Origin of the sequence: Enterococcus sp. BSD2780061688st2 D3 (assembly GCF_005844145.1) — a bacterium.
Classification (GTDB): Bacteria; Bacillota; Bacilli; order Lactobacillales; family Enterococcaceae; genus Enterococcus_B; species Enterococcus_B durans.
The window spans coordinates 156,619-177,099 of record NZ_SPHN01000001.1; the positions used below are offsets into that span (position 1 = coordinate 156,619).

The 20,481-nt window shown below is 38.3% G+C and carries 19 protein-coding genes, 1 pseudogene and 1 other annotated feature; of the genes and pseudogenes, 5 read left to right on the top strand and 15 right to left on the bottom strand.

The features are described 5' to 3' along the window. Positions 1-42 precede the first annotated feature (42 nt). The 4 genes from FGQ66_RS00680 to infC all read right to left on the bottom strand — a co-directional run bounded on the left by FGQ66_RS00680 (position 43) and on the right by infC (position 5,247). Positions 43-3,132, bottom strand: coding sequence for a SpaA isopeptide-forming pilin-related protein (locus FGQ66_RS00680; protein WP_230315174.1), 3,090 nt, complete (start codon positions 3,130-3,132; stop codon positions 43-45). 905 nt (positions 3,133-4,037) lie between these two features. Continuing rightward, positions 4,038-4,397: a 50S ribosomal protein L20 gene (gene rplT, locus FGQ66_RS00690; RefSeq protein ID WP_005875407.1), complete on the bottom strand. Its 360-nt coding sequence runs from the start codon at positions 4,395-4,397 to the stop codon at positions 4,038-4,040. A gap of 53 nt (positions 4,398-4,450) precedes the next feature. After that, on the bottom strand, positions 4,451-4,651 hold the full coding sequence (rpmI, locus tag FGQ66_RS00695) for a 50S ribosomal protein L35 (protein WP_002289309.1): 201 nt from the start codon (positions 4,649-4,651) through the stop codon (positions 4,451-4,453). A 71-nt stretch (positions 4,652-4,722) separates the two neighbouring features. Further along, positions 4,723-5,247: a translation initiation factor IF-3 gene (gene infC, locus FGQ66_RS00700; protein WP_016177253.1), complete on the bottom strand. Its 525-nt coding sequence runs from the start codon at positions 5,245-5,247 to the stop codon at positions 4,723-4,725. Between the two features lie 43 nt (positions 5,248-5,290). Beyond that, positions 5,291-5,416, bottom strand: a sequence feature (ribosomal protein L20 leader region). Between the two features lie 314 nt (positions 5,417-5,730). Between infC and FGQ66_RS00705 the strand changes: the two genes are divergently transcribed. Next, entirely contained in the window at positions 5,731-7,095 is a 1,365-nt protein-coding gene (locus FGQ66_RS00705) for a lytic polysaccharide monooxygenase (RefSeq protein WP_138301404.1), read from the top strand. 76 nt (positions 7,096-7,171) lie between these two features. On the opposite strand, the pseudogene FGQ66_RS15760 reads toward FGQ66_RS00705, so the two are convergent. The 4 genes and pseudogenes from FGQ66_RS15760 to FGQ66_RS00725 all read right to left on the bottom strand — a co-directional run. Further along, positions 7,172-7,291 (bottom strand): annotated as a pseudogene (locus tag FGQ66_RS15760) (DUF3788 family protein); the annotation flags it as partial. A 238-nt stretch (positions 7,292-7,529) separates the two neighbouring features. Next, positions 7,530-8,435, bottom strand: coding sequence for a magnesium transporter CorA family protein (locus FGQ66_RS00715; RefSeq protein ID WP_005875404.1), 906 nt, complete (start codon positions 8,433-8,435; stop codon positions 7,530-7,532). 168 nt (positions 8,436-8,603) lie between these two features. Further along, the gene (locus FGQ66_RS15630; RefSeq protein ID WP_138301405.1) at positions 8,604-8,783 is read right to left on the bottom strand and encodes a hypothetical protein; all 180 of its coding nucleotides are present in this window, start codon (positions 8,781-8,783) and stop codon (positions 8,604-8,606) included. Between the two features lie 23 nt (positions 8,784-8,806). Beyond that, positions 8,807-9,466: a deoxynucleoside kinase gene (locus FGQ66_RS00725; RefSeq protein ID WP_171024537.1), complete on the bottom strand. Its 660-nt coding sequence runs from the start codon at positions 9,464-9,466 to the stop codon at positions 8,807-8,809. Between the two features lie 313 nt (positions 9,467-9,779). Between FGQ66_RS00725 and mvk the strand changes: the two genes are divergently transcribed. The 4 genes from mvk to fni are packed head-to-tail and all read left to right on the top strand — an operon-like array spanning position 9,780 to position 13,835. After that, entirely contained in the window at positions 9,780-10,727 is a 948-nt protein-coding gene (mvk, locus tag FGQ66_RS00730; RefSeq protein ID WP_113845174.1) for a mevalonate kinase, read from the top strand. Further along, a complete protein-coding gene (gene mvaD / locus FGQ66_RS00735; protein WP_138301406.1) occupies positions 10,720-11,697 on the top strand; it encodes a diphosphomevalonate decarboxylase in 978 nt (325 codons plus the stop codon). The genes mvk and mvaD overlap by 8 nt, the downstream gene beginning before the upstream one ends. Before the next feature lie 12 nt (positions 11,698-11,709). Further along, the gene (locus FGQ66_RS00740) at positions 11,710-12,795 is read left to right on the top strand and encodes a phosphomevalonate kinase (RefSeq protein WP_005875399.1); all 1,086 of its coding nucleotides are present in this window, start codon (positions 11,710-11,712) and stop codon (positions 12,793-12,795) included. Further along, positions 12,792-13,835, top strand: a complete 1,044-nt coding sequence (gene fni, locus FGQ66_RS00745; RefSeq protein WP_138301407.1) for a type 2 isopentenyl-diphosphate Delta-isomerase — start codon at positions 12,792-12,794, stop codon at positions 13,833-13,835. Before FGQ66_RS00740 ends, fni begins: the two co-directional genes overlap by 4 nt. A gap of 317 nt (positions 13,836-14,152) precedes the next feature. Here the strand turns inward: fni and FGQ66_RS00750 are convergent, their stop codons facing one another. The 7 genes from FGQ66_RS00750 to FGQ66_RS15325 form a co-directional block, all read right to left on the bottom strand. Next, the gene (locus FGQ66_RS00750) at positions 14,153-14,956 is read right to left on the bottom strand and encodes a gluconate 5-dehydrogenase (protein WP_138301408.1); all 804 of its coding nucleotides are present in this window, start codon (positions 14,954-14,956) and stop codon (positions 14,153-14,155) included. A 15-nt stretch (positions 14,957-14,971) separates the two neighbouring features. Further along, on the bottom strand, positions 14,972-15,814 hold the full coding sequence (kduI, locus tag FGQ66_RS00755) for a 5-dehydro-4-deoxy-D-glucuronate isomerase (RefSeq protein ID WP_025479841.1): 843 nt from the start codon (positions 15,812-15,814) through the stop codon (positions 14,972-14,974). A gap of 16 nt (positions 15,815-15,830) precedes the next feature. Next, on the bottom strand, positions 15,831-16,838 hold the full coding sequence (locus FGQ66_RS00760) for a sugar kinase (RefSeq protein WP_138301409.1): 1,008 nt from the start codon (positions 16,836-16,838) through the stop codon (positions 15,831-15,833). A 5-nt stretch (positions 16,839-16,843) separates the two neighbouring features. Continuing rightward, positions 16,844-17,488 (bottom strand): bifunctional 4-hydroxy-2-oxoglutarate aldolase/2-dehydro-3-deoxy-phosphogluconate aldolase, encoded by a 645-nt coding sequence (locus FGQ66_RS00765; RefSeq protein ID WP_138301410.1) that lies wholly within the window; start codon positions 17,486-17,488, stop codon positions 16,844-16,846. Positions 17,489-17,583: 95 nt separating this feature from the next. Continuing rightward, positions 17,584-18,345 (bottom strand): IclR family transcriptional regulator, encoded by a 762-nt coding sequence (locus FGQ66_RS00770; protein WP_138301411.1) that lies wholly within the window; start codon positions 18,343-18,345, stop codon positions 17,584-17,586. Between the two features lie 281 nt (positions 18,346-18,626). Then, on the bottom strand, positions 18,627-19,403 hold the full coding sequence (locus FGQ66_RS15320) for a hypothetical protein (protein ID WP_230315175.1): 777 nt from the start codon (positions 19,401-19,403) through the stop codon (positions 18,627-18,629). Then, a complete protein-coding gene (locus FGQ66_RS15325) occupies positions 19,400-20,227 on the bottom strand; it encodes a hypothetical protein (RefSeq protein ID WP_230315176.1) in 828 nt (275 codons plus the stop codon). Before FGQ66_RS15325 ends, FGQ66_RS15320 begins: the two co-directional genes overlap by 4 nt. Between the last annotated feature and the right edge of the window lie 254 nt (positions 20,228-20,481).

Genomic DNA, 20,481 nt, shown 5'->3' on the forward strand with positions numbered 1-20,481 from the left:
TTCAACGGTCACTTTTTATATTCGATTTTGCGAAAAATTTACTTATTTTTCAGATTTAACTTTTTTCTTCATTAGTCCAAAGACACCTATACCAACAACTACTATTCCACCGATTAAAGGAACGATGCTATTTTTTTCTTCTCCTGTTTTAGGATAGGCTTTGTAGGTAGCATTATTAGACACTTTTGCTGTCCCAACAACTTTTGCTTTGCTGTGTGTTTCTGGTTTAGCAGAAGCCTTCGCCACTGTTTTTCCAACTGTTGATTTGCTCTTTGCTGCTGGTCTAGCAGGTGTTTTTGGTTGTTCGGCTTTATGTGGTGCCACTGGTGTGCTCGTATCAAATTTTGTAACTGCCACATTTGAAGAGTTATCGTCTAAAGTAAAGTTGACTGGGCTTGCATCTAATTCATATCCTTTAGGTGCTTTAGTTTCGACAAATTGATAGTGACCTACACCCAATCCGGCAATTTCAACTACACCATTCTTATCCGTGGCTAAATCTTTTTTGATGATTTTACCTTGATCATCCAACAAGTTGAAGCTCGCTCCTGTTAGTAATTTCTTCGATTGACTATCCCGTTTTTCCAAACGAACCGAACCTTTTATCGCTTTGTTTATCTTTGTTAGATAAAGAGTATCCTTTTGATTCCGTATAATCGTAAATTCTACTGGCTTGGCATCAAGTTCATACCCTTTTGGTGCCTTGGTTTCGATAAATTGATAGTGCCCAGGACGTAAATTTCGAACGGCTAAGCGTCCGCTTTGAGAGGTTGTCATTTCTTCCATCACTGTTGTTTTGGTATCTTTATTGATCAATTTGAAAGTCGCCCCAGCCAATTTTGTTCCTGTACGGCTATCCGCTTTATCTAAAACCACCGTTCCTTTAATCATACGATTTGTTTTTACTACTTGTAACGCTGTTGCTTGTGCTTTTGTGATCGTAAACTTAACAGGTGTTTTATCGATTTCATATCCAGTTGGTGCAACCGTTTCAACAAATTGATAGTCACCTGGCTCTAAGCTATCTACTGAGATTTTTCCTGATGCGTCAGTCGTCAAATCTGTTGTGATCGTTGTACCATCACTTTTTTGTAATTCAAATACCGCATCAGGCAATACTTCAGCTGTTTCAGCATCTTTTTTCGTTAAAACGACAGAACCTGGCGTTGCTTTGTTAGTAACCTTTACTTGTTTAGCCGTTGTTTGCCCATTTTCGATTGTAAAGGCGATTGGTTGACTATCCAATGTATATCCAGTTGGTGCAGTTTTTTCAATAAATTGATAATTACCTGGCAAAAGTTTATCTAAAAAAATCTCACCTGTTTTATCCGTAACTAATTGGTCTTTGACGCGTTTCCCTGCTGCCGTATACAATTCAAAGATCGCTCCGGGTAAAGTTTTCCCAGTATCTGCATCCACCTTACTCAATACGACAGAACCCAATGTTTCTTCATCGGTTGCAGTAACTTCTTTAGCCGTTGTTTGATTTTTTTCGATCGTGAATGGAATAGGATTGGCATCTAATGTGTATCCATCGGGTGCCTTGGTTTCGATAAATTGATAATCACCTGCTAGCAAATGATCCACTGTCACTGTCCCATCAACACCCGTTGTAACTGATTTAACAAATGTTCCATCCGCCTTTTGTAAATTGAAACTCGCGTTGGGCAACTTTGTTCCATCCTTTGCTGCCTTTTTTGTTAAAACAACACTACCGGTTTGTTGTACATCTTTGACAACCGCAGTCCCTATTTTTCCAGCTTCAACAGTTACTGCCGCCGATGTAGTATTCAAACTATAGCCATCAGGCGCCTTGGTTTCAACAAAACTATAATTTCCAGCAGTCAAGCCAGCAACTGTCGCTGAACCGCTTGCATTAGTAGTAACAGTCTTAACTGTTTGATTGTTGGCATCTTTCAAATCAAAAGTCGCACCAGCTAAAAGTGCATCCGTATTTGCATCTCGCTTAAAGATTTTTGCTTGACCTTTATTCGCATAATCACCAAGTCCCATCCCACTAGCATCAAAAGTAAAAGTAGCGTGCGCATCATTAATTTTAGTATGGTTACTATCAAAAAGGGTTGCGTTATTTGTTACGCTGATTTCTAAACTATTCCCGTTAGGAGTAATCAAAGAACTAAAATTAGGATCATCGACAGATATCGTGGTTGTGTAATTAATCCCAAAGTCATCTGTATTCCCTTCTGGAATTGTAACGTGGATCTTGAACTTTCCATTCCCCTCATCATCAACCGAATCAAGGAGTGATTTTGTGCCCATAGCATAATTAATACTAGGACTTGAACCGTCCTCTCTCACATGAAGTTGCCCACTTGTAGGATAAAAACTGTCTTTATTTAAAGTAAGAAACGGGGTAGAAAGACTATCTTCAATTGTGTACTTACCTGGTGATAACTTATAGTGACTCAAATTAACCCACCATACATAAGTCAATATTTTAGTATCTGAGTGGTAATAGTAGTTACCATCTTTAGTTAGAGCATCTACTTTTGAAGGGTCTCCACTCTTAATTATAGATGGTACAGTAGATGCCCTCTTATTAATTACATAATGATGACCACTGAAATCAAAAGAACTACCGCTTCCATCATAGGTGATCGCTAGCTTCAATTTTATCGAACCCGTAATTTGTTCTGCTGGCATATCCTTGATAAACGTAAATTTCATTGGTACGTTGCCCTCAAACGTCCCCTCAGCCATCACATCTCCAATGTTCTTATCCATCACCTGTACTTTGTAGGCTAACGGACCAGATAATTTAAAGACGCTAGGAATATCTGACAAGTAGAAATAATCTCCTGACTTAATTCCGGTTGAATTAGGAATAGAAAAATCATATGCCAAATCGAATGTCTCACTATCACTCGTATATGTTGTATCTGGTGGAACTACATTCCCATTCTGCAACAATTTCTCATTTGAATAAGTGATTGGTACTTCTTTTCCGATATCAACAGCCTGTGTATTTTGACTGAAAACAGTGAGTAGACTTAATTGGCCAATAACCATGATCAACGTAATGATTAAATTTGCTGATTTTCCGATTCTATCGTTTGTTTTTCGTCTGAGTTGCTTGTCATTTTCTAATTCTGTTTTACTCAACTTTTTCAACCCCTACCCTCTATTTAAATTTAAAATATCCATTCACCTTCTGTAGATACCTCATCTTTTGATTTATCTATTTTTAGATGCAATCTAATTTAGATCTGTGATTCAACGATTTTGATTTGACTTTATGTAGGTTTATTCAAAACACCACCTTTGAATATTACTAGATCTACTTTATACCGACTGATTTTTTTACAGATATTATTGATAGGTGCTTGATTTAAGAAATCGAGGTGTGGTATTTAATTACTTTCATCATTCCTGGTGAAAGTTCTATTTGTTCTTCTTTAGTGAAATAGGCATTCGTTTTTGGGAAGTTATTGTTCATTCTCGAGGTTTCTTGCGCATTGGGGGATGCTTAATAAGAACGAATGCAAAAAGAAAATGGTGATTTTTCCTTTAAATTATTCAAAATCATTCATTTACTTTCTTATAAATTGGAGGTCTGTTAGGATACGAACCATTATTAACCGCCTCCATTTTATACCAACATTAAAGAATTACTCTGTACATCTATCCTCCCTTTCTTTGATAAGATCTATCCTCACCTTATTTTTCTATATCCTCTAGCAAAAAAAGTGTATCATTTATTTTTTTGCATAAACTATCAATATAAATGAGTAAGTATATAAATATTGATAGTCTTGCTATTGAAAAAAAAGTTACTACAAAAAATTTTCGTATACCTAAATAGAAAATACCCATAGCTGTCTGTATTCTCTATCCCTTATCTGTTGAAGGCGTTTCACAAATACAGGTAGAATGGGCATAAAAAATAAGGTATATCTAACCATCTTAGAGCAATATGATCTCTGTTACATTTTTTAATAGGTTGCAACACTTTTTTTGCAAAACAAAAAACCCCACTCCATAAGAGTGGGGACACTTTGCTATATAGCTTTATAAGCTTATTTGCTTAAAGCGTCTTTTGCTTGGTCAGCTAATGCAGTAAATGCTGCTGCATCGTTGACAGCCAAGTCAGCTAACATTTTACGGTTGATGTCGATTTCAGCTAATTTCAAACCGTGCATCAATTTTGAGTAGCTCAAGCCATTCATACGAGCTGCTGCGTTGATACGAGCGATCCACAATTTACGGAAGTCGCGTTTCTTTTGACGACGATCGCGATATGCGTAGTTGTATGAATTCATTACTTGTTCTTTTGCTGTTTTAAATAAAGTGTGTTTTGAACCGTAGTAACCTTTTGCTAGTTTTAGCATTCTTTTACGACGTTTACGAGTTACTGTTCCACCTTTAACACGTGCCATGTATAATTCCTCCTAATAAAAATAAATCTTCAAATTTCGTTTGTTTGTGTTTTTTATTTCATTTTTGCTAGTTGTTGACGAATACGTTTGAAATCGCCACTAGAAACCATGCTTGCTTTACGCAATTGACGGCGTTGTTTTTTAGTTTTACCGTGGAAACGGTGACTTGTAAACGCACGGAAACGTTTTAATCCGCCTTTACCAGTACGTTTGAAACGTTTTGCTGATCCGCGGTGTGTTTTTTGTTTTGGCATGACTATATTTCCTCCTCAAAATCTTTCGTTATCCGACTATCGACTGTCCAACAGCCAGTTAGTCATTCAAATTACTTACTGTCGTTTTTCGGTGCCAGCGTCAAGAACATGCTGCGTCCGTCCATTTTCGCTTTTTGTTCCACTGTTGCAATATCAGCAGTTTCTTCAGCTAAGCGATCTAAGACTTTTTGACCAATTTCTTTATGGGTAATGGCACGGCCTTTGAAGCGGATAGAAGCTTTTACTTTATCGCCCTTCTCTAAGAACTTACGTGCATTACGAAGTTTTGTATTGAAGTCATTCAAATCGATTGTTGGACTTAAACGAACTTCTTTTACATTGATCACTTTTTGTTTTTTACGCGCCTCGCGGTCTTTCTTTTGTTGCTCGAAACGGTATTTCCCGTAGTCCATGATTCGCGCAACTGGTGGTTTCGCACCTGGTGCAACTAACACAAGATCTAAATTTGCTTGTTCTGCAATCTTCAATGCTTCTGCTTTTGTTTTAACTCCTAATTGCTCACCATCTGAACCGATCAATCGTAACTCACGCGCACGAATGCCGTCGTTAACCATCATATCCTTTGCTATGGTCATTCACCTCCAAATATTATGAGAGAAAGAAAAGCTTGCCGGATAAACGGCAATAAAAAAACGAGTTCTCTTACAGAACCCGCACGTCATTCACCTAACCAAGTAGATGAAAACTATCTAGCCCAGTGACTGTGTCAACTAAGGCGAGAAGCGGGTGCTTCTGCTTTTATTTCTCAACTTAAATAGTATAGCAAATCCTTGTTACTTTGTCAATGAAATTCTTATAAGTGATTGGTTTTCATTTTGATAGCCGTCTGTTGCATCCTTAGCACAAACTTTACATAAATGTTATTTCTAAAATAAAATTGATTCTAAATTCTAACCTTCATATAGGAAACTAAAATTACCTAGCACTAGGTAATTATTGATTAGGACAACGTTTCCATTTTTGATATTCTATATTCAAATAACAATTATTTTAATTTAAAACTGATTGTAAATTGAGATGGTCGTTATCAAAAAAATAAAAAATTTTGGAGGAATACGATGAAAAAACAACTTTTAGCCACTCTATTCTGCTCTACAGCTCTTTTCGGTAGCCTAATGATCAACCAAATTTCTGCTTCTGCTCACGGGTATGTGGAATCACCACCTAGTCGAGGTTATCAAGGGGCTATTGAACGAAATACGATTGGGTATTCCGCTGCTTGGGAAAAATACGGAGCAGTTATTACAAACCCTCAATCACTTGAAGCAAAAAAAGGATTTCCACAAGTTGGTCCTGCGGATGGACGGATTGCCTCTGCGGAAGGTGGCTTGGGCCAAATCGGTGATTTTGTCTTGGACAATCAAACAGCGAGTCGTTGGACAAAACAAGAAGTGAAACAAGGCGCTATGAACATCACATGGCGTTATACAGCTTCACATGCAACATCTAAATGGCATTATTACATGACAAAAGCTGATTGGAATCCAAATGATTCTTTAGATCGCGGTGATTTTGAGTTGATTGGTACGATCAACCACAATGGCTCGGCAGCAACAAATAATCCAAAACATAACATTACTATTCCAAGCAATCGCTTAGGTTACCATGTGATCTTAGCGGTCTGGGATGTTGCAGATACACCAAATGCCTTTTATAACGTGATCGATGTCAATGTAAAAGGCGAAGCTGGTATTCCAGTAGCACCATCTGCGCCACAAAATGTCCGCACAGCTAATGTGACAGCAAGTTCTGTCGCACTAACTTGGAACGGTCAAGCAAATACGGCTTCTTATAATGTTTATCGAAATGGCGCATTTATCGGTAATACAGCCAATGCTGAGTTTGCAGATAGTAAGCTTAAAGAAAAAACTACTTATCGTTATGAGATCGAAGCGGTTGGACAAAATGGCTTAACTTCACCTAAAACAGCTATTTCAGTGACGACGTTATCCCAAACAAGTCAAGAAAAACCAACTGCACCTAAAAGCCTGCATTCGATGGGAACCACTAGTTCAAGTGTTTCACTTATGTGGGGACGTTCTTCTCATACGCAAGGAATCAAGCAATATGATATTTACCGCAATGGTTCTCTAATTGGTTCAACTACAAAAACAACGTTTGATGATACGAACTTAAAAGCGAATACAACTTATACTTATACAGTCAAGGCAATCAGTAATTCTAATGAAGTTTCTGATACCAGCAATGTTTTAACTGTGACCACAGATAAAAAGGAAGAAGGTGGCACAGAAACGGAAGGCAGACAATGGATCTTAGGAACATTCGCTTCTCCACAGCTTTATACAAAACATGAAAAAGTGGTTTACCAAGGGAAACTGTACGTAACATTACAAACACATGTTAATTATGGTGATACGACTTGGGCCCCTGATCAGGCAGATACATTATTCCGTTTAAACTAAAAAAGCAAAGCAACTAGGAAAGACATTCCAACCTAAAGTCTGGGACAAATCTAAAAATCAGGTTTGCTACAGACTCTCGAATAAACGGCTGGAGCAGAAGCAACTCCTTCGGAAATAAGCCGAAATTCAAAAAAATTTGAAAAGCAATTTTCGTTCATTTCTTCTTATTTCTCGGAGTTAAACACTTCTGTCCCAGCCTCTCTCAAATAAACGGCGTCCAAAAGTCAGGTTTTTCGGAAATTTCAAAAAAAGCGAGCAATACAAAAAACGTATTGTTCGCTTTTTTATCCAATTTCTCAAACCTAAACAACTTTTGTCTCGATCTCTTTTTGTAGGAATAATTTTTAAACATCCATTCACGATTTTCCCAGCAATTCTTTTCTGTTGTTTCACTTTCGAATAACTTCCGACAGCATTCTTTCACTATTTCAAGTTCAGCGGATTCTTCGCCATAATGCCACTAACATCCAGATCGATAAAAGTAAGCTGATGATCAAGGCGATGCCCCATCCAAAGACGGAATGTGTAAAGGGTAATTGTAAATTCATCCCAAAAAATCCGGTAACGATGGTCGGCACCGTTAAAATCAATGACCAGACAGTTAGAAATTTCATCGTATCATTCAAATTATTATTCAATAGATTATTATAAGTTCCTGATAACTGGTCTAAAATTTGAGAAGCTAAATTAGTCATCTCAACTGCCTGTTTGGCTTCAATGAGTGCGTCATCCAACTGTTCTTTTTCTTTCTCTGTTAATTTCCGAAAAATAGCGAGAGCTTTGATTTGCTCAAGTAAAACGACATTTTGCTTTGTCCCAGTGACTAGATAGACCAAACCGACTTCTAAGTCAGATAAAGCCAACAGATTTTTATTTGTTGTTTTTTCTCGCAGTCGCATATTCAATCGTTGACGTTCACTGTTAACCTCTTCAATAAGTGGGAAGAAAGAACCTGAAATCAGAAATAACGTTCTAAATAGCAAGCTATAAACAGAAACTTCTGAGTCTCTTTCTAGCAGAGCATTGAGCAAACGGATAACATACTCCGTATTTTTAGTCGTAAAGGTAAACAGCCCTCCATCTTTTAAAATAAACGCTACTGGACTAGTCTCATAATGATTTTCGATTTTTTGTTGATGCGGAACATTTGTTACTAACAATAGCGCATCATCTAAGCTATCATATTCTACACGTGCTCGTTCATTTTTATCGAGTGAGTAAGTCAGCATTTCATCACTTATCCCATACTCTTCTTTTAGATTTTTAACCGCGATGGCATCATCACTTGGGACATTCATCCAAAAATTTTGATCGTGGTTAAAAAAAATTTTTTCTCTCACTTTAGCTCCCCCTTTACTTGTACACAAAAATGAATGTGGGACAAATCTAAAAAACAGTTTTACTACAGACTCTAATTCTGAATAGACGGCGTCCAAAAGCCAAGTTTTTCAGAAATTTCAAAAAAAACGAGCATGGGACAAAAGTAAGAAACACTTTTGTCCCATTCTTTAAAAACGAATAAATGGTGGGAGCAGAAGCAACTCCTTCTTAAATAAGCCGAAATTCACAAAAATTTGAAAAGCAATTTTCGTGAATTTCTTCTTATTTCTCGGAGTTAAACACTTCTGTCCCAACCTCGTTCTTCTCTCCAATTTCTCAAACCTAAACGACTTTTGTCTCGACCTCATTCTATCATTTCTATGAAAAAAAATTAAGAAACAGTGACTTCGTTTCGAATTTCTGCTAGTTTCTCTTCGATTATTTTCAATACCGCCTCTTTAGCTTCAGGATCTTCCACGAAATTAAACTGATCCCCATCGATCTGGATTTTAGGGCTTTCTTTATACTCCTCATACCACTGATCATAACGACGGTTCAATTCTTTGTAATAGTCATATAATGTAGGGTCAAAAGAAAGTTGCTCATATGAACGTCCTCTTTTTTCGATCCGTTCAAGCATCGTCTCAAACGACACTCGAATGTGAACGAGTAGATCAGGATGCTTTTTGTGTGCAGCATATGGAAGTTCTTCCATCATATTTTCAAGCAATTCATCATAGACGCGAACTTCAGTCTCCGTTGCTCTACCTAGATCTGCATTTAGGTGGAACAGCAATGAATCTTCATAAATAGAACGATCCAAAACATTGTTATCTTCTTCCATTGCTTGCTTGATACTTGCAAAACGTTTATTCAAAAAATATATTTGTAGCAAAAATGCGTACTGCTCAGGATTGGCATAAAATAAGGGTAGTACTTCATTATCATCGATTGATTCATAAAAAGCTTGACTGCCCAAGCGTTCAGCCATCATTTCTGTTAAACTTGATTTACCGGCACCAATCGTACCTGCTAAAACGATCACGCTCATTTACCTCCAACTCACTTCATCACTAAATATAGTGTCTTTTTCCAATTCTTTCTAAATATACCCCCAATATCTGGTAGTGTCAAATAGAAATCTCCCCTTTTCACTAAATTAAAAACCCAAAAATTTCTTAAGAAAAAAATGTTTTTTTGCGGAAAAACGTATTCTTTATTTTACTTCTGCGTTGGATTTAGTAAAATAAAGATGGATTGTTTTTTTGAACTTACATGTAAAAAATCATTCGATAGCGCAAATGATACACGGCGCTTTATTTTTTGCTCAAAAAGTTAGCGTAACATATAGAAGGAGTTAGATTATGGCAAACTATGGCCAAGGAGAATCAAATGGGAAAATCATTTTGATGGGAGAGCATGCAGTCGTCTACGGCGAACCAGCCATTGCTTTTCCTTTTTACGCGACTAAAGCGACTGCTTCTTTTGAAGAGCTACCTTTTTCGTCAGCCGATCAATTGGTTTCTTCTTATTATACAGGAAAATTGACTAGCGCTCCTCATACGTTGAAAAATATCAAACAATTAGTAGCTAGTTTAAAAAAAGAACAGCACATCAGTACAAATTTTCAATTAACGATCGATAGTACGATTCCCGCCGAGCGTGGGATGGGATCTAGTGCAGCCGTAGCAACTGCTGTCACACGTGCCTTTTATGACTATCTTGCCCAACCTCTTTCTCGCGAACAGCTACTAAGAAATGTGCAAATATCAGAAAAAATCGCTCATGGGAATCCTAGTGGAATCGATGCTGCTGCAACAAGTAGTTTAGAACCCATCTATTTTGTCAAAGGTCATCCCTTTGATTATTTTTCTTTGAATATCGATGCTTTTTTAATCGTAGCTGACACAGGCATCAAGGGACAAACACGTGAAGCAGTGAAAGATGTCGCTCATCTATTTGAAAAAGATCAACAGAAAACTGGACAAAAAATCCAACAACTAGGATACTTAACAAGGCAATCAAAAAAAGCAATCATCGAAAATGATCCGCTGCACCTCGCTCAAGCAATGAACGAAGCACAAGAACTCTTAAAAAGCTTGACCATCAGTAATGACTTTTTAGATTTGTTGATTGAGACGGCAAAAGACGCTGGTGCGCTAGGTGCCAAATTAACAGGTGGCGGCAGAGGCGGTTGTATGATTGCTCTTACTCAAACAAAAACAAAAGCCCAAGAAATCAGCGATGCACTTCTTCAAGCAGGTGCTGCTGCAACTTGGATTCAAGGATTAGGAGTACATACCTATGTTTAAAGGAAAAGCACGTGCGTATACGAATATTGCGCTAATCAAGTATTGGGGGAAAAAAAATGAAACGCTGATCCTCCCAATGAATAATAGTTTGTCATTGACACTTGATGCGTTTTATACAGAAACTGAAGTCCTCTTCTCTGAGGAATTTACAGAAGATCGTTTTTACTTAGACGATCAGTTACAAGATGAAAAAGCCACAAAAAAAATAAGTGCATTTTTAGATTTAGCTAGAAAAAAAGCAGGAATAGCCTATAAAGCAACTATTACGAGTCGAAATTTCGTTCCCACTGCTGCTGGATTAGCTTCTTCTGCTAGTGGGCTAGCTGCATTAGCTGGTGCGTGTAATGAAGCATTGCACTTAGGCTTAGATGACAAAGAATTGTCCAGACTGGCTAGACGTGGTTCTGGCTCTGCTTGTCGCAGCATCTTCGGCGGCTTTGTCGAATGGGAAAAGGGGCATGATGATGAAAGTTCCTACGCTCAACCCGTACCCTCAAATAATTTTGAAGAAGAGTTAGCTATGGTCTTTGTGCTTCTCAACGATCAAAAAAAAGATGTCTCTAGCAGAGATGGTATGCGTCGTACTGTAGCAACTTCCAGTTTTTATCAAGGTTGGCTAGATACTGTCGAAGCTGATCTTTATCAATTAAAACAAGCAATTCACACAAAAGATTTTCAAGCACTGGGAGAAACGATGGAAAGAAACGCATTGAAGATGCATGGCACGACATTAGCCGCTCTCCCTCCATTTACTTATTGGTCAGCTGATAGCCTAAAGGCGATGCAAGCCGTCCGTACTTTACGAAATGAAGGGATTCCTTGCTACTTTACAATGGATGCTGGTCCAAATGTGAAAGTGTTAGTTGAAAAGAAACAAGAAGAGATTGTGCGCCAAGCATTTAGCGATTTATTTAGCCCGCAGCAAGTCATTACGGCTCATGCTGGTCCAGGAATCAAGATTATTGAATAAAGGGAGATTTTTATGATTGAAGTATCTGCTCCAGGAAAACTTTATATTGCTGGAGAATATGCAGTTGTTGAAACCGGTCATCCAGCAATCATCGTTGCTGTAGATCAATTTGTGACAGTCACCGTAGAAGCCGCACGAAAAGTCGGCAGTATCCAATCTGCTCAATATAGCGGAATGCCGGTTCGTTGGACACGGCGTCATGGCGAGTTAGTCCTAGATATTCGTGAAAATCCATTTCATTATATTCTCGCAGCCATCCGCTTGACTGAGAAATATGCACAAGAAAACAATATCTTACTTTCCTTCTATGACTTGAAAGTAACAAGTGAACTCGATAGTTCCAATGGTCGCAAATATGGGTTGGGTTCTAGTGGTGCAGTTACTGTTGCGACAGTTAAGGCACTAAATATTTTTTACGCCTTGAATCTAACACAATTGGAGATATTCAAAATTGCTGCTTTAGCAAATTTGGCCGTTCAAGATAACGGCTCATGCGGTGATATCGCCGCAAGTTGTTATGGTGGTTGGATCGCTTTTTCCACTTTTGATCATCGTTGGCTCCAGCAACAAGAAAAAAATTATTCCATCAGTGAACTCTTAGCGATGGATTGGCCAGGACTTTCAATCGAGTCGCTTTGTACTCCTAAAGATTTACGTTTATTGATTGGTTGGACTGGCAGTCCAGCGTCCACTTCTGATCTAGTAGACCAAGTCCATCGGTCACGAACAGATAAAATGACCGCTTATCAACAATTTTTACAAGCTAGTACAGAATGTGTCAATGAAATGATCAAAGGATTCAAAGAGAACAATGTATCGCTGATCCAACAAATGATCCGAAAAAACCGTGAGCTATTACATGATCTTTCCGCGATCACTGGTGTACTGATCGAAACACCTGCTTTGAATAAATTATGCAGTTTAGCAGAAGAATATGAGGGAGCAGCGAAATCATCAGGTGCTGGTGGTGGCGACTGTGGGATCGTGATCGTTGATCAAAAATCAGGTATTCTCCCTTTGATGAGTGCGTGGGAAGCCGCAGAGATCACTCCACTTCCTCTTCATGTCTATAGCTATCAAAGAAAGGAAAAAGCATGAATCGTAAAGATGAACATGTCTCATTAGCGAAAGCCTTCCATAACAAACAAAAAAATGAGTTTGATACTGTACGGATCGTTCATAATGCTTTACCGCAGCTTGCAGTTTCAGAAGTCAGTCTTCATACTTCCGTGGCTGGTTTAGACTTGCATTATCCTTTTTATATCAATGCAATGACTGGCGGAAGCGAAAAAACCAAAAAAATCAACCGCGAATTAGCAACAATCGCTAAAGAAGCAGACTTAATGATTGCGACAGGTTCAGTGAGTGCCGCTTTAAAAGATCCGACATTAGCTGAGACATATCAAGTGATGCGTGACGTTTATCCTAATGGAAAGATCTTAGCGAATGTCGGTGCGGGTACTTCGGTCGTCAAGGCGAAACAAGCAATTGAACTTTTTGAGGCAGATGCCTTACAAATCCATCTAAATGCACCCCAAGAGTTGGTCATGCCTGAAGGTGATCGTGATTTTTCAAATTGGAAAGAGTTGATCCAAGCAATCAGAGAAGAAATCTCGGTACCTTTGATTGTTAAAGAAGTGGGTTTTGGGATGACCAGAGAAACGATTGACGAATTGGCTGCATTAGGCGTCAAAACAATCGATATCAGTGGTCGCAGTGGCACAAGTTTCACTCAGATTGAAAATGCACGTCGCTCTAAAAGAGAATTGAACTATCTAGCTGATTGGGGGCAATCAACGGTTACTTCACTATTAGAAGCAAATGAAGCGAAAGATCCTGTTGAGGTATTAGCATCTGGCGGCATCCGAAATGCCTTTGATATCTTTAAAGCTCTCTGTCTTGGCGCTCAAGCCGTAGGAATATCAGGAACCGTACTGAATTCCTTGATGAGTAATGGCGTAGAAGATACTATACAGTTACTCAAAGATTGGCAGGATGAACTTCGTTTGTTATTTACGATGGTTGGTGCAAAAACAATTGATCAGCTGCATCATCACCCAGTTATCTTGACGGGGGCTACCAAAGACTGGTGCGAAGCAAGAGGGATCTCTTTGACGAAATATGGAAATCGTAAATAAATCAATGTGGGACAAATCTAAAAATCAAGTTTGCTGCAGACTCTCGAATAAACGGCAGAAATAGTCTCTCTGAAAAACATAATGAAATCCACAAAAATTGTAAATTCGATTTTTGTGGATTTTTTCTTGTTTCTTGAAATTTCTCACTTCGGTCTAGAAATCACAAAAAAAGAGCGTGGGACAAAACTAAAAATCAGTTTTGCCACAGACTCTAACTCCGAATAAACGGTGGGAGCAGAAGTAACTCCTTCTGTCCCAACCTCTTTTTAAACACTTTTGTCCGACCTCTTTTTGTTACTTCTAAGCTCACACGTTGTTTAAGGTTGTTTCCCGATATACGCTAGAATACCGCCGTCTACATAAAGGATATGCCCATTGACGAAATCAGAAGCGCTAGATGCTAAGAATACAGATGGACCAGCTAAATCGACTGGTTCACCCCAACGTGCTGCTGGTGTACGTCCAACGATGAATTGATCAAATGGATGACGTTCTCCATTTTCTTGCTTTTCTCTCAAAGGTGCTGTTTGTGGTGTGGCGATGTAGCCAGGGCCGATGCCATTACATTGGATGTTGTATTGACCATATTCAGAAGCAATATTCTTTGTCAACATCTTCAAGCCGCCTTTAGCAGCTGCATAAGCACTAACTGTTTCACGACCTAATTCACTCATCATTGAACAAATATTGATGATTTTACCGCCACCCTTTTCGATCATATCCGGAATAACCGCTTTTGATACGATAAAGGGTGCATTTAGATCCACATTGATCACTTGACGGAAATCTGCCGCATCCATCTCGATCATCGGAGTGCGCTTGATGATCCCAGCGTTATTGACCAAAATATCAACAGAGCCAACTTCTTCTTTGATTTGTTTGACCATTGCTTGAACTGCAGGCTCGTCTGTTACGTCACAAACATACCCTTTTGCTTCGATTCCGGCTTCTTTGTAGTGCGCTACCCCTTCATCGACTGATTCTTGTGACAAATTATTGAACACGATCGTTGCCCCCGCTGCTGCCAGTGAACGAGCGATTTCAAACCCAATTCCGTAAACAGCACCAGTTACTAGTGCTACTTTTCCATCTAAACGAAACATATCCATTGTAAATTCCATTTTTTATCCTCCTTCTTATTTCAACTGATCCATTGGTACCATATCCATATCGGTATACGTGATATTTTCTCCACACATTGCCCAAATAAATGAATAATTGCTTGTTCCGACACCAGAGTGAATCGACCAGCTTGGAGAAATAACTGCTTGCTCGTTGTCCACTACTAAGTGTTTTGTTTCATCAGGTTTACCCATCATATGGAAAACACGTGTATCTTCTTTGGCAAAATCAAAATAAACATAAGCTTCCATGCGGCGTTCATGTGTATGACATGGCATCGTATTCCAAGAACTACCTGGCTCTAAAATAGTGTAACCCATCTGTAACTGGCAGCTTTCGCAAACATTTGGATGGATATATTGATAGATTTTGCGTTCATTCAATGACAACCCTTCGCCTGTTTCCATTGGTTTCACTTGATCGATGCTGATTTTGACATTTGGATATTTATGGTGTGCTGGTACTGAACTAATGTAAAATTTTGCTGGATTTTCTGGATCTTTTGAAGAAAATACGACATGTTTTGTTTCTTTACCGATGTAATAGCCATCTTGCTTTTTCATGTCTTCTTTCTTTCCTTCGATTTCGATGAATCCAGGTCCACCAATATTGATTACCCCTAATTCACGACGTTCCAAGAAATATTCAACACCTAATTCTTTATCAAGCGTGATTTCTAATTCTTTTTCTGTTGGTGTTACTCCGCCAAAAATCATGCGGTCATTGTGGGTATAAGTCAAACTGATTTTTCCAGGTTCAAATACTTTCTCCACTAAAAATTCTTTTCTTAATTGTTCTGTTGAATAATGACGAATATCTTCCGGGCTATGTGTATAACGTGTTTCCATTTCTTGCATGTCTATCTTCTCCTTTTTATCTTACGATTTTTCCTGAGCCGTACGCTAAAAAGCGAGCGACTTCTGATTGATCAAATTGGTTACAATCCCCATGGACGGTGTGTTTCAAAGCAGATGCAGCAGTAGCAAAATCAATGATCTCTTGTGGCGTATTTTTTTCTAAAATGCCATGTAAGACCCCACCGGCAAAAGCATCCCCACCTCCCACGCGGTCCACGATAGGTGTAATTTCATGTACTTGTGATTCGAAATATCCATGATCCATCCATAAAGTGCCTTGTAACTCATTGTCACTAGCGGAATGAACTTTTCGTTTCGTCGAATAAAAAACATTGATGTTTGGATATTTTTCTTGCATTTTCTGGTAATAATAAATCAACGGTTGTTCCACTTCTTCTGGAGCATCTTTGATACCTAATAGATAACGAGCATCTAGTTCGCCAGCGGAACAAATATCGACATACGGCAATAATTGTTGGATTGTTTCACTTGCTTCTTTTGGTGTCCAAAGCTTTCCTCGATAATTGATATCAAAACTGACTAAGCAGCCCATTTTCTTCGCTTCTTGCATGAGTTTCTTTGTGAGGACTCGCCAAGCTTGTGACAACGCTGGTGTAATTCCCGAAATATGGAAGATCTCTGCTCCTTGGAACAGCTGTTTGCCGTTCCATTCATTTTCTTCCATCAGTGCAAAGCTCGAACCCGCTCGGTCATAAATAACGGAAGCCGCTCGTTCCCCAACCCCAGTTTCCATATAATAAGAACCTAACCGCGGACCACCGAATAAAAGATGTGTTGTATCCACACCATAACTTTGCAGATGTTTTTTAACGGCCTTCCCTATTGCATGGTCAGGAACCTTGGAAGCAAAACCAACCTCATGTCCATAATTAGCTAATGAGATGGCCACATTTGCTTCACCACCGCCGTAATGCGCGTGGAAAGTTTCACTGGTTTCAAGTCTTTTCCCCTGATCGGTTGATAAACGCAACATGATTTCACCTAATGTGATTGCTTTCCCCATCGCACCTACCCCTTTATTTCTTGTAATTTCGCGACGTATTGCTGAGCCACTTCGGTTACTTTAGCAAAATCGCCTGTTGCGGCAGGAGCCAATAAATTGCCTCCTACACCTACAGTGATCACGCCGGCATCGAACCAATCCTTCATATTATCTAAACTGACTCCACCAGTCGGCATGATATTGAGTTGCGGCATTGGCGCTTTAAATGCAGTAACGATACTAGGACCATAGGCGCTACCTGGAAATAATTTGACGATATCCACACCACTCTTAAGTGCTGTTTTCATTTCATCGATCGTCATGCATCCTGGCAAGTAAGGTATCTGATACAAATTACATAACTCAGCCGTTTCTTTGTCAAAACAAGGACTGACAATATATTCAGCTCCTGCCAAAATAGCTAATCGTGCCGTTACAGCATCTAAGACCGTTCCCGCACCGATCACCACATCTTTTTGATCTTTGTAGATCGACAACAATTCTTTGATCACTTGATCTGCTTGTGGGACAGTAAATGTCAGTTCAAGCCCTTTTAGCCCGCCTTTGACTATTGCTTGGCAAGCACTGAGCGCTTCTTCTTTCGTCTCTCCACGGACAACAGCGATTACTCCAGCTTTTTTTAAACGTGTCAAAATGTCTAGTTTTTTCATTTTTTCCACCCGTTTCCTATAAAGAAATTTAGTTTTATAATTTGGAAATCTATATCCATATTATACGACAGTGGCGAAAAAATGCAAACGCTTTTTCAATTTTTTTTGAGTGTTTTTTCAATTTCTTCTTTCGTTTGTTTGATTGATTGGATGATTTTATCTTTTACTTCAGGTGTCAAACGATATTTAGGCATGCTAATGCTAAAAGCCCCGATGATTTCCTCTCCTTTGACAATCGAAGCCCCGATACAAAAAATATCCTTTTCGACTTCTTCGTCATCAAAAGCGACCTGGGTCATTTTTACTTCATCAAGTTCTTTTCTCAATTTCAAACTATTCGTTATTGTATATTCTGTATATGGGATCAATTGGTGTGACTCCACGTACTTTTCATACTGCGGTTCAGCGAACTCAGCTAATACGGCTTTCCCCATAGCCGAGCTATATAAAGGCCTTGTGATCCCTATTTTAGAAGACATTCTGATTGTCTGGTTTTTGGGATCTAGTTTATTGACGTATAATATTTCCTCGTTGTCCAGCACACCTAAGTGAATCGTTTCGTCAATCGTTTCCTGTAATTTTTCTAAATATGGTCGTGTGATTTCGACTAAATCGATCTGATCGATATTTTTATTGGCATAGCGCACAAGTTTCCCGCCTAAGCGATAATTTTTCTCTGTACTCTTATTGACATACCCAATCAGCAGCAACGTATCTAAAATTTTCAATACTGTCGATGGTGTCATATCTGTGCCTTTCGCAATTTCTTGTAAAGAAGTGTCTGGTTGCTCAGCCAGAAAATCTAAAATAATCGATGCTTTGATCAGCACCGTACCGTAAGGTTTCTTTTTTTCCATATCGCTTCCTCCTATTTCTATATAGGAAATTATAATCAAATTAGACGAAAATTGAAAGGGATTTCTATTAAAAAAAGAATTCAGCCTAAAAATAAATGATAAATTGCTTCAATAAAATTGAAAAAGAGTGTGACAAATTTCTCGACACACTCTTTTTTGAATAAATGGCATCCTAAACGCAAATTTTCCGAGAAATACATCAAGATTCTTATACTTGATTACTTCTAACTAATTACTTTGGACTCTCTGATTCCAAAAAAATGGATATACATTCCTACTTGTTACCTCTCTCTACTTTTTTTATTTTCATTTGTAGGTTGAAGACTTCTCACTTGAGCAGCTTTTGTGATAGCTGATTTTTGATAATTTTCTAATTTTGTTTTGAAACTTCCCTTTAATTCTTCATATAGTTCAATATCAGCTTGTAGAACCTGTTTTTTAAGCAACAGTTTGCTTGCATTCTTCTCCCCTGATTTCTTGATATCTTCTTCTACTGCATTCAGCATATGAGAAAAATTGTTTATCTTATCCGTCATTTCCCCCAATTTTTGCTTGGTTAGTTCCCGAATTTCATTAAGATCATCTTCAAGAATAATGGACCGACTGTCCACTGCATCATAGTTAGAACCTTCCTTATGATCATCCATATGTTGTTGTGACTTCTCTATTCCTGAAAGGGCGATATTCTTTTCAAATCCAGATCCTTTTGAATTCATGCCCTTTTCAGAATCGGAACCACTGGCTACCTGACTGTCAGCTGAACGAATTTTGCTAGTCGTCGACCCTTGATTTTCGAAAACTCTTACACTTTCATATGATCCCTCAGAAATAATCGATAACCTTGTAGATGAGTCACTCTCTTTATTTACACCTAATTTATTGTGGTCATAATCCTCCACTCTTTGTTTAAAATCAGTGAGAGCAGGATTGGATGTCTCTATGATAGGTAAATAGAATGGATAATCTACAAGATCTCTTTTACGTTCGTCAGCACTTTTAAGATTATGTATGACTCTCTTCACGGTCGCTGTCTGTCTATTTTTTTCAGAGATACTCATTTTTTAGTCTCCATTTGTTTATACTCTGCAGTAAGCGAAACTAAAAAAGAATAATATTTTGCATGATTATTTTGGGCGATCCAACACTCTTTCTTATACATTTTAATCTCATTGATACCGTCCTCTCGTGTTTTCTCTACAGGATTTTCAGACTGTTTTGCTCGCAGTTTTGAATTGGATAGTGGGACAAGCCCCTCAATTTTAAGGCCATCCAGCTTGTAGTTAAGCGCTATCATTTTATCTAGTATTTGCGGGCTTTCTTTTCTTAAATTTCCAATCGTTTGCGAGAGTTCTCTATCAGATAATTCGACTATAGACAGATCCAATACTGCTTGATACTTAGAACTCAGTTCCTTCCTCAATCGATTCATACCTTTTATTTCAACTGCCATGATCTCAAGATTGTGTTTCTTTTCTTTTAGAAAATCGATATAACTAAAAAACTTTTTTAATTCAACTAGTTCCTTATTTACTTCCGCCAGTCTCTTTTTTCCATATTCTCTTGTCAGTGGATCATTTGTATTTGCGGTTACTTGGAATGCTTCTATTTCAGACTGTTTTTCTTTTTCTAATATAGAGTAAAAAGTCTCATGCCTCATTAGTGTATCTTTACTCTGCAATTTTTTTAGCATCTCTTCTAACTGACTGATTTCAATAGTCAATTTTTGGTGTTTCTCATATTCGCCAGCCCCTACTAATTGGTTCGTTCGTGCTAAGGTATCCAATTCTACCTGTAGTTCTTCTTTTTCTTTCTTTAGATCCTTTATTTCAGATACCATTTCTTTCATTCTTTTTTTTATTTTTTCCTCTGCCAAATCATACATACTCATTCCTCCTTATAATTTACTAACGTTTTTTATCTTACTATGGAATCTTTGTATTGCTTGAACGATATTTCCCGACAACAAAAAATACAGTTTCCGCAGATGATTTTGAGGTTTTCCATCATGATTTTCTCGTAACCCCCCAAGGATTCTTCCATCTCATTTAACTCTCGAATAAACGGCGGGAGCAGAAGCAACTCCTTCGGAAATTAAAAAAACGAGCAATACAAAAAACGTATTGTTCGTTTTTCTCT

Coding starts and splice junctions, on each gene's coding strand:
- rplT (WP_005875407.1), bottom strand. CDS start 4,397: ATGGCACGTGTTAAAGGTGGAACAGTAACTCGTAAACGTCGTAAAAGA.
- rpmI (WP_002289309.1), bottom strand. CDS start 4,651: ATGCCAAAACAAAAAACACACCGCGGATCAGCAAAACGTTTCAAACGT.
- infC (WP_016177253.1), bottom strand. CDS start 5,247: ATGACCATAGCAAAGGATATGATGGTTAACGACGGCATTCGTGCGCGT.
- FGQ66_RS00705 (WP_138301404.1), top strand. CDS start 5,731: ATGAAAAAACAACTTTTAGCCACTCTATTCTGCTCTACAGCTCTTTTC.
- FGQ66_RS15630 (WP_138301405.1), bottom strand. CDS start 8,783: ATGAGGTCGAGACAAAAGTCGTTTAGGTTTGAGAAATTGGAGAGAAGA.
- FGQ66_RS00725 (WP_171024537.1), bottom strand. CDS start 9,466: ATGAGCGTGATCGTTTTAGCAGGTACGATTGGTGCCGGTAAATCAAGT.
- mvk (WP_113845174.1), top strand. CDS start 9,780: ATGGCAAACTATGGCCAAGGAGAATCAAATGGGAAAATCATTTTGATG.
- mvaD (WP_138301406.1), top strand. CDS start 10,720: ATGTTTAAAGGAAAAGCACGTGCGTATACGAATATTGCGCTAATCAAG.
- FGQ66_RS00740 (WP_005875399.1), top strand. CDS start 11,710: ATGATTGAAGTATCTGCTCCAGGAAAACTTTATATTGCTGGAGAATAT.
- fni (WP_138301407.1), top strand. CDS start 12,792: ATGAATCGTAAAGATGAACATGTCTCATTAGCGAAAGCCTTCCATAAC.
- FGQ66_RS00750 (WP_138301408.1), bottom strand. CDS start 14,956: ATGGAATTTACAATGGATATGTTTCGTTTAGATGGAAAAGTAGCACTA.
- kduI (WP_025479841.1), bottom strand. CDS start 15,814: ATGCAAGAAATGGAAACACGTTATACACATAGCCCGGAAGATATTCGT.
- FGQ66_RS00760 (WP_138301409.1), bottom strand. CDS start 16,838: ATGGGGAAAGCAATCACATTAGGTGAAATCATGTTGCGTTTATCAACC.
- FGQ66_RS00765 (WP_138301410.1), bottom strand. CDS start 17,488: ATGAAAAAACTAGACATTTTGACACGTTTAAAAAAAGCTGGAGTAATC.
- FGQ66_RS00770 (WP_138301411.1), bottom strand. CDS start 18,345: ATGGAAAAAAAGAAACCTTACGGTACGGTGCTGATCAAAGCATCGATT.
- FGQ66_RS15320 (WP_230315175.1), bottom strand. CDS start 19,403: ATGAGTATCTCTGAAAAAAATAGACAGACAGCGACCGTGAAGAGAGTC.
- FGQ66_RS15325 (WP_230315176.1), bottom strand. CDS start 20,227: ATGTATGATTTGGCAGAGGAAAAAATAAAAAAAAGAATGAAAGAAATG.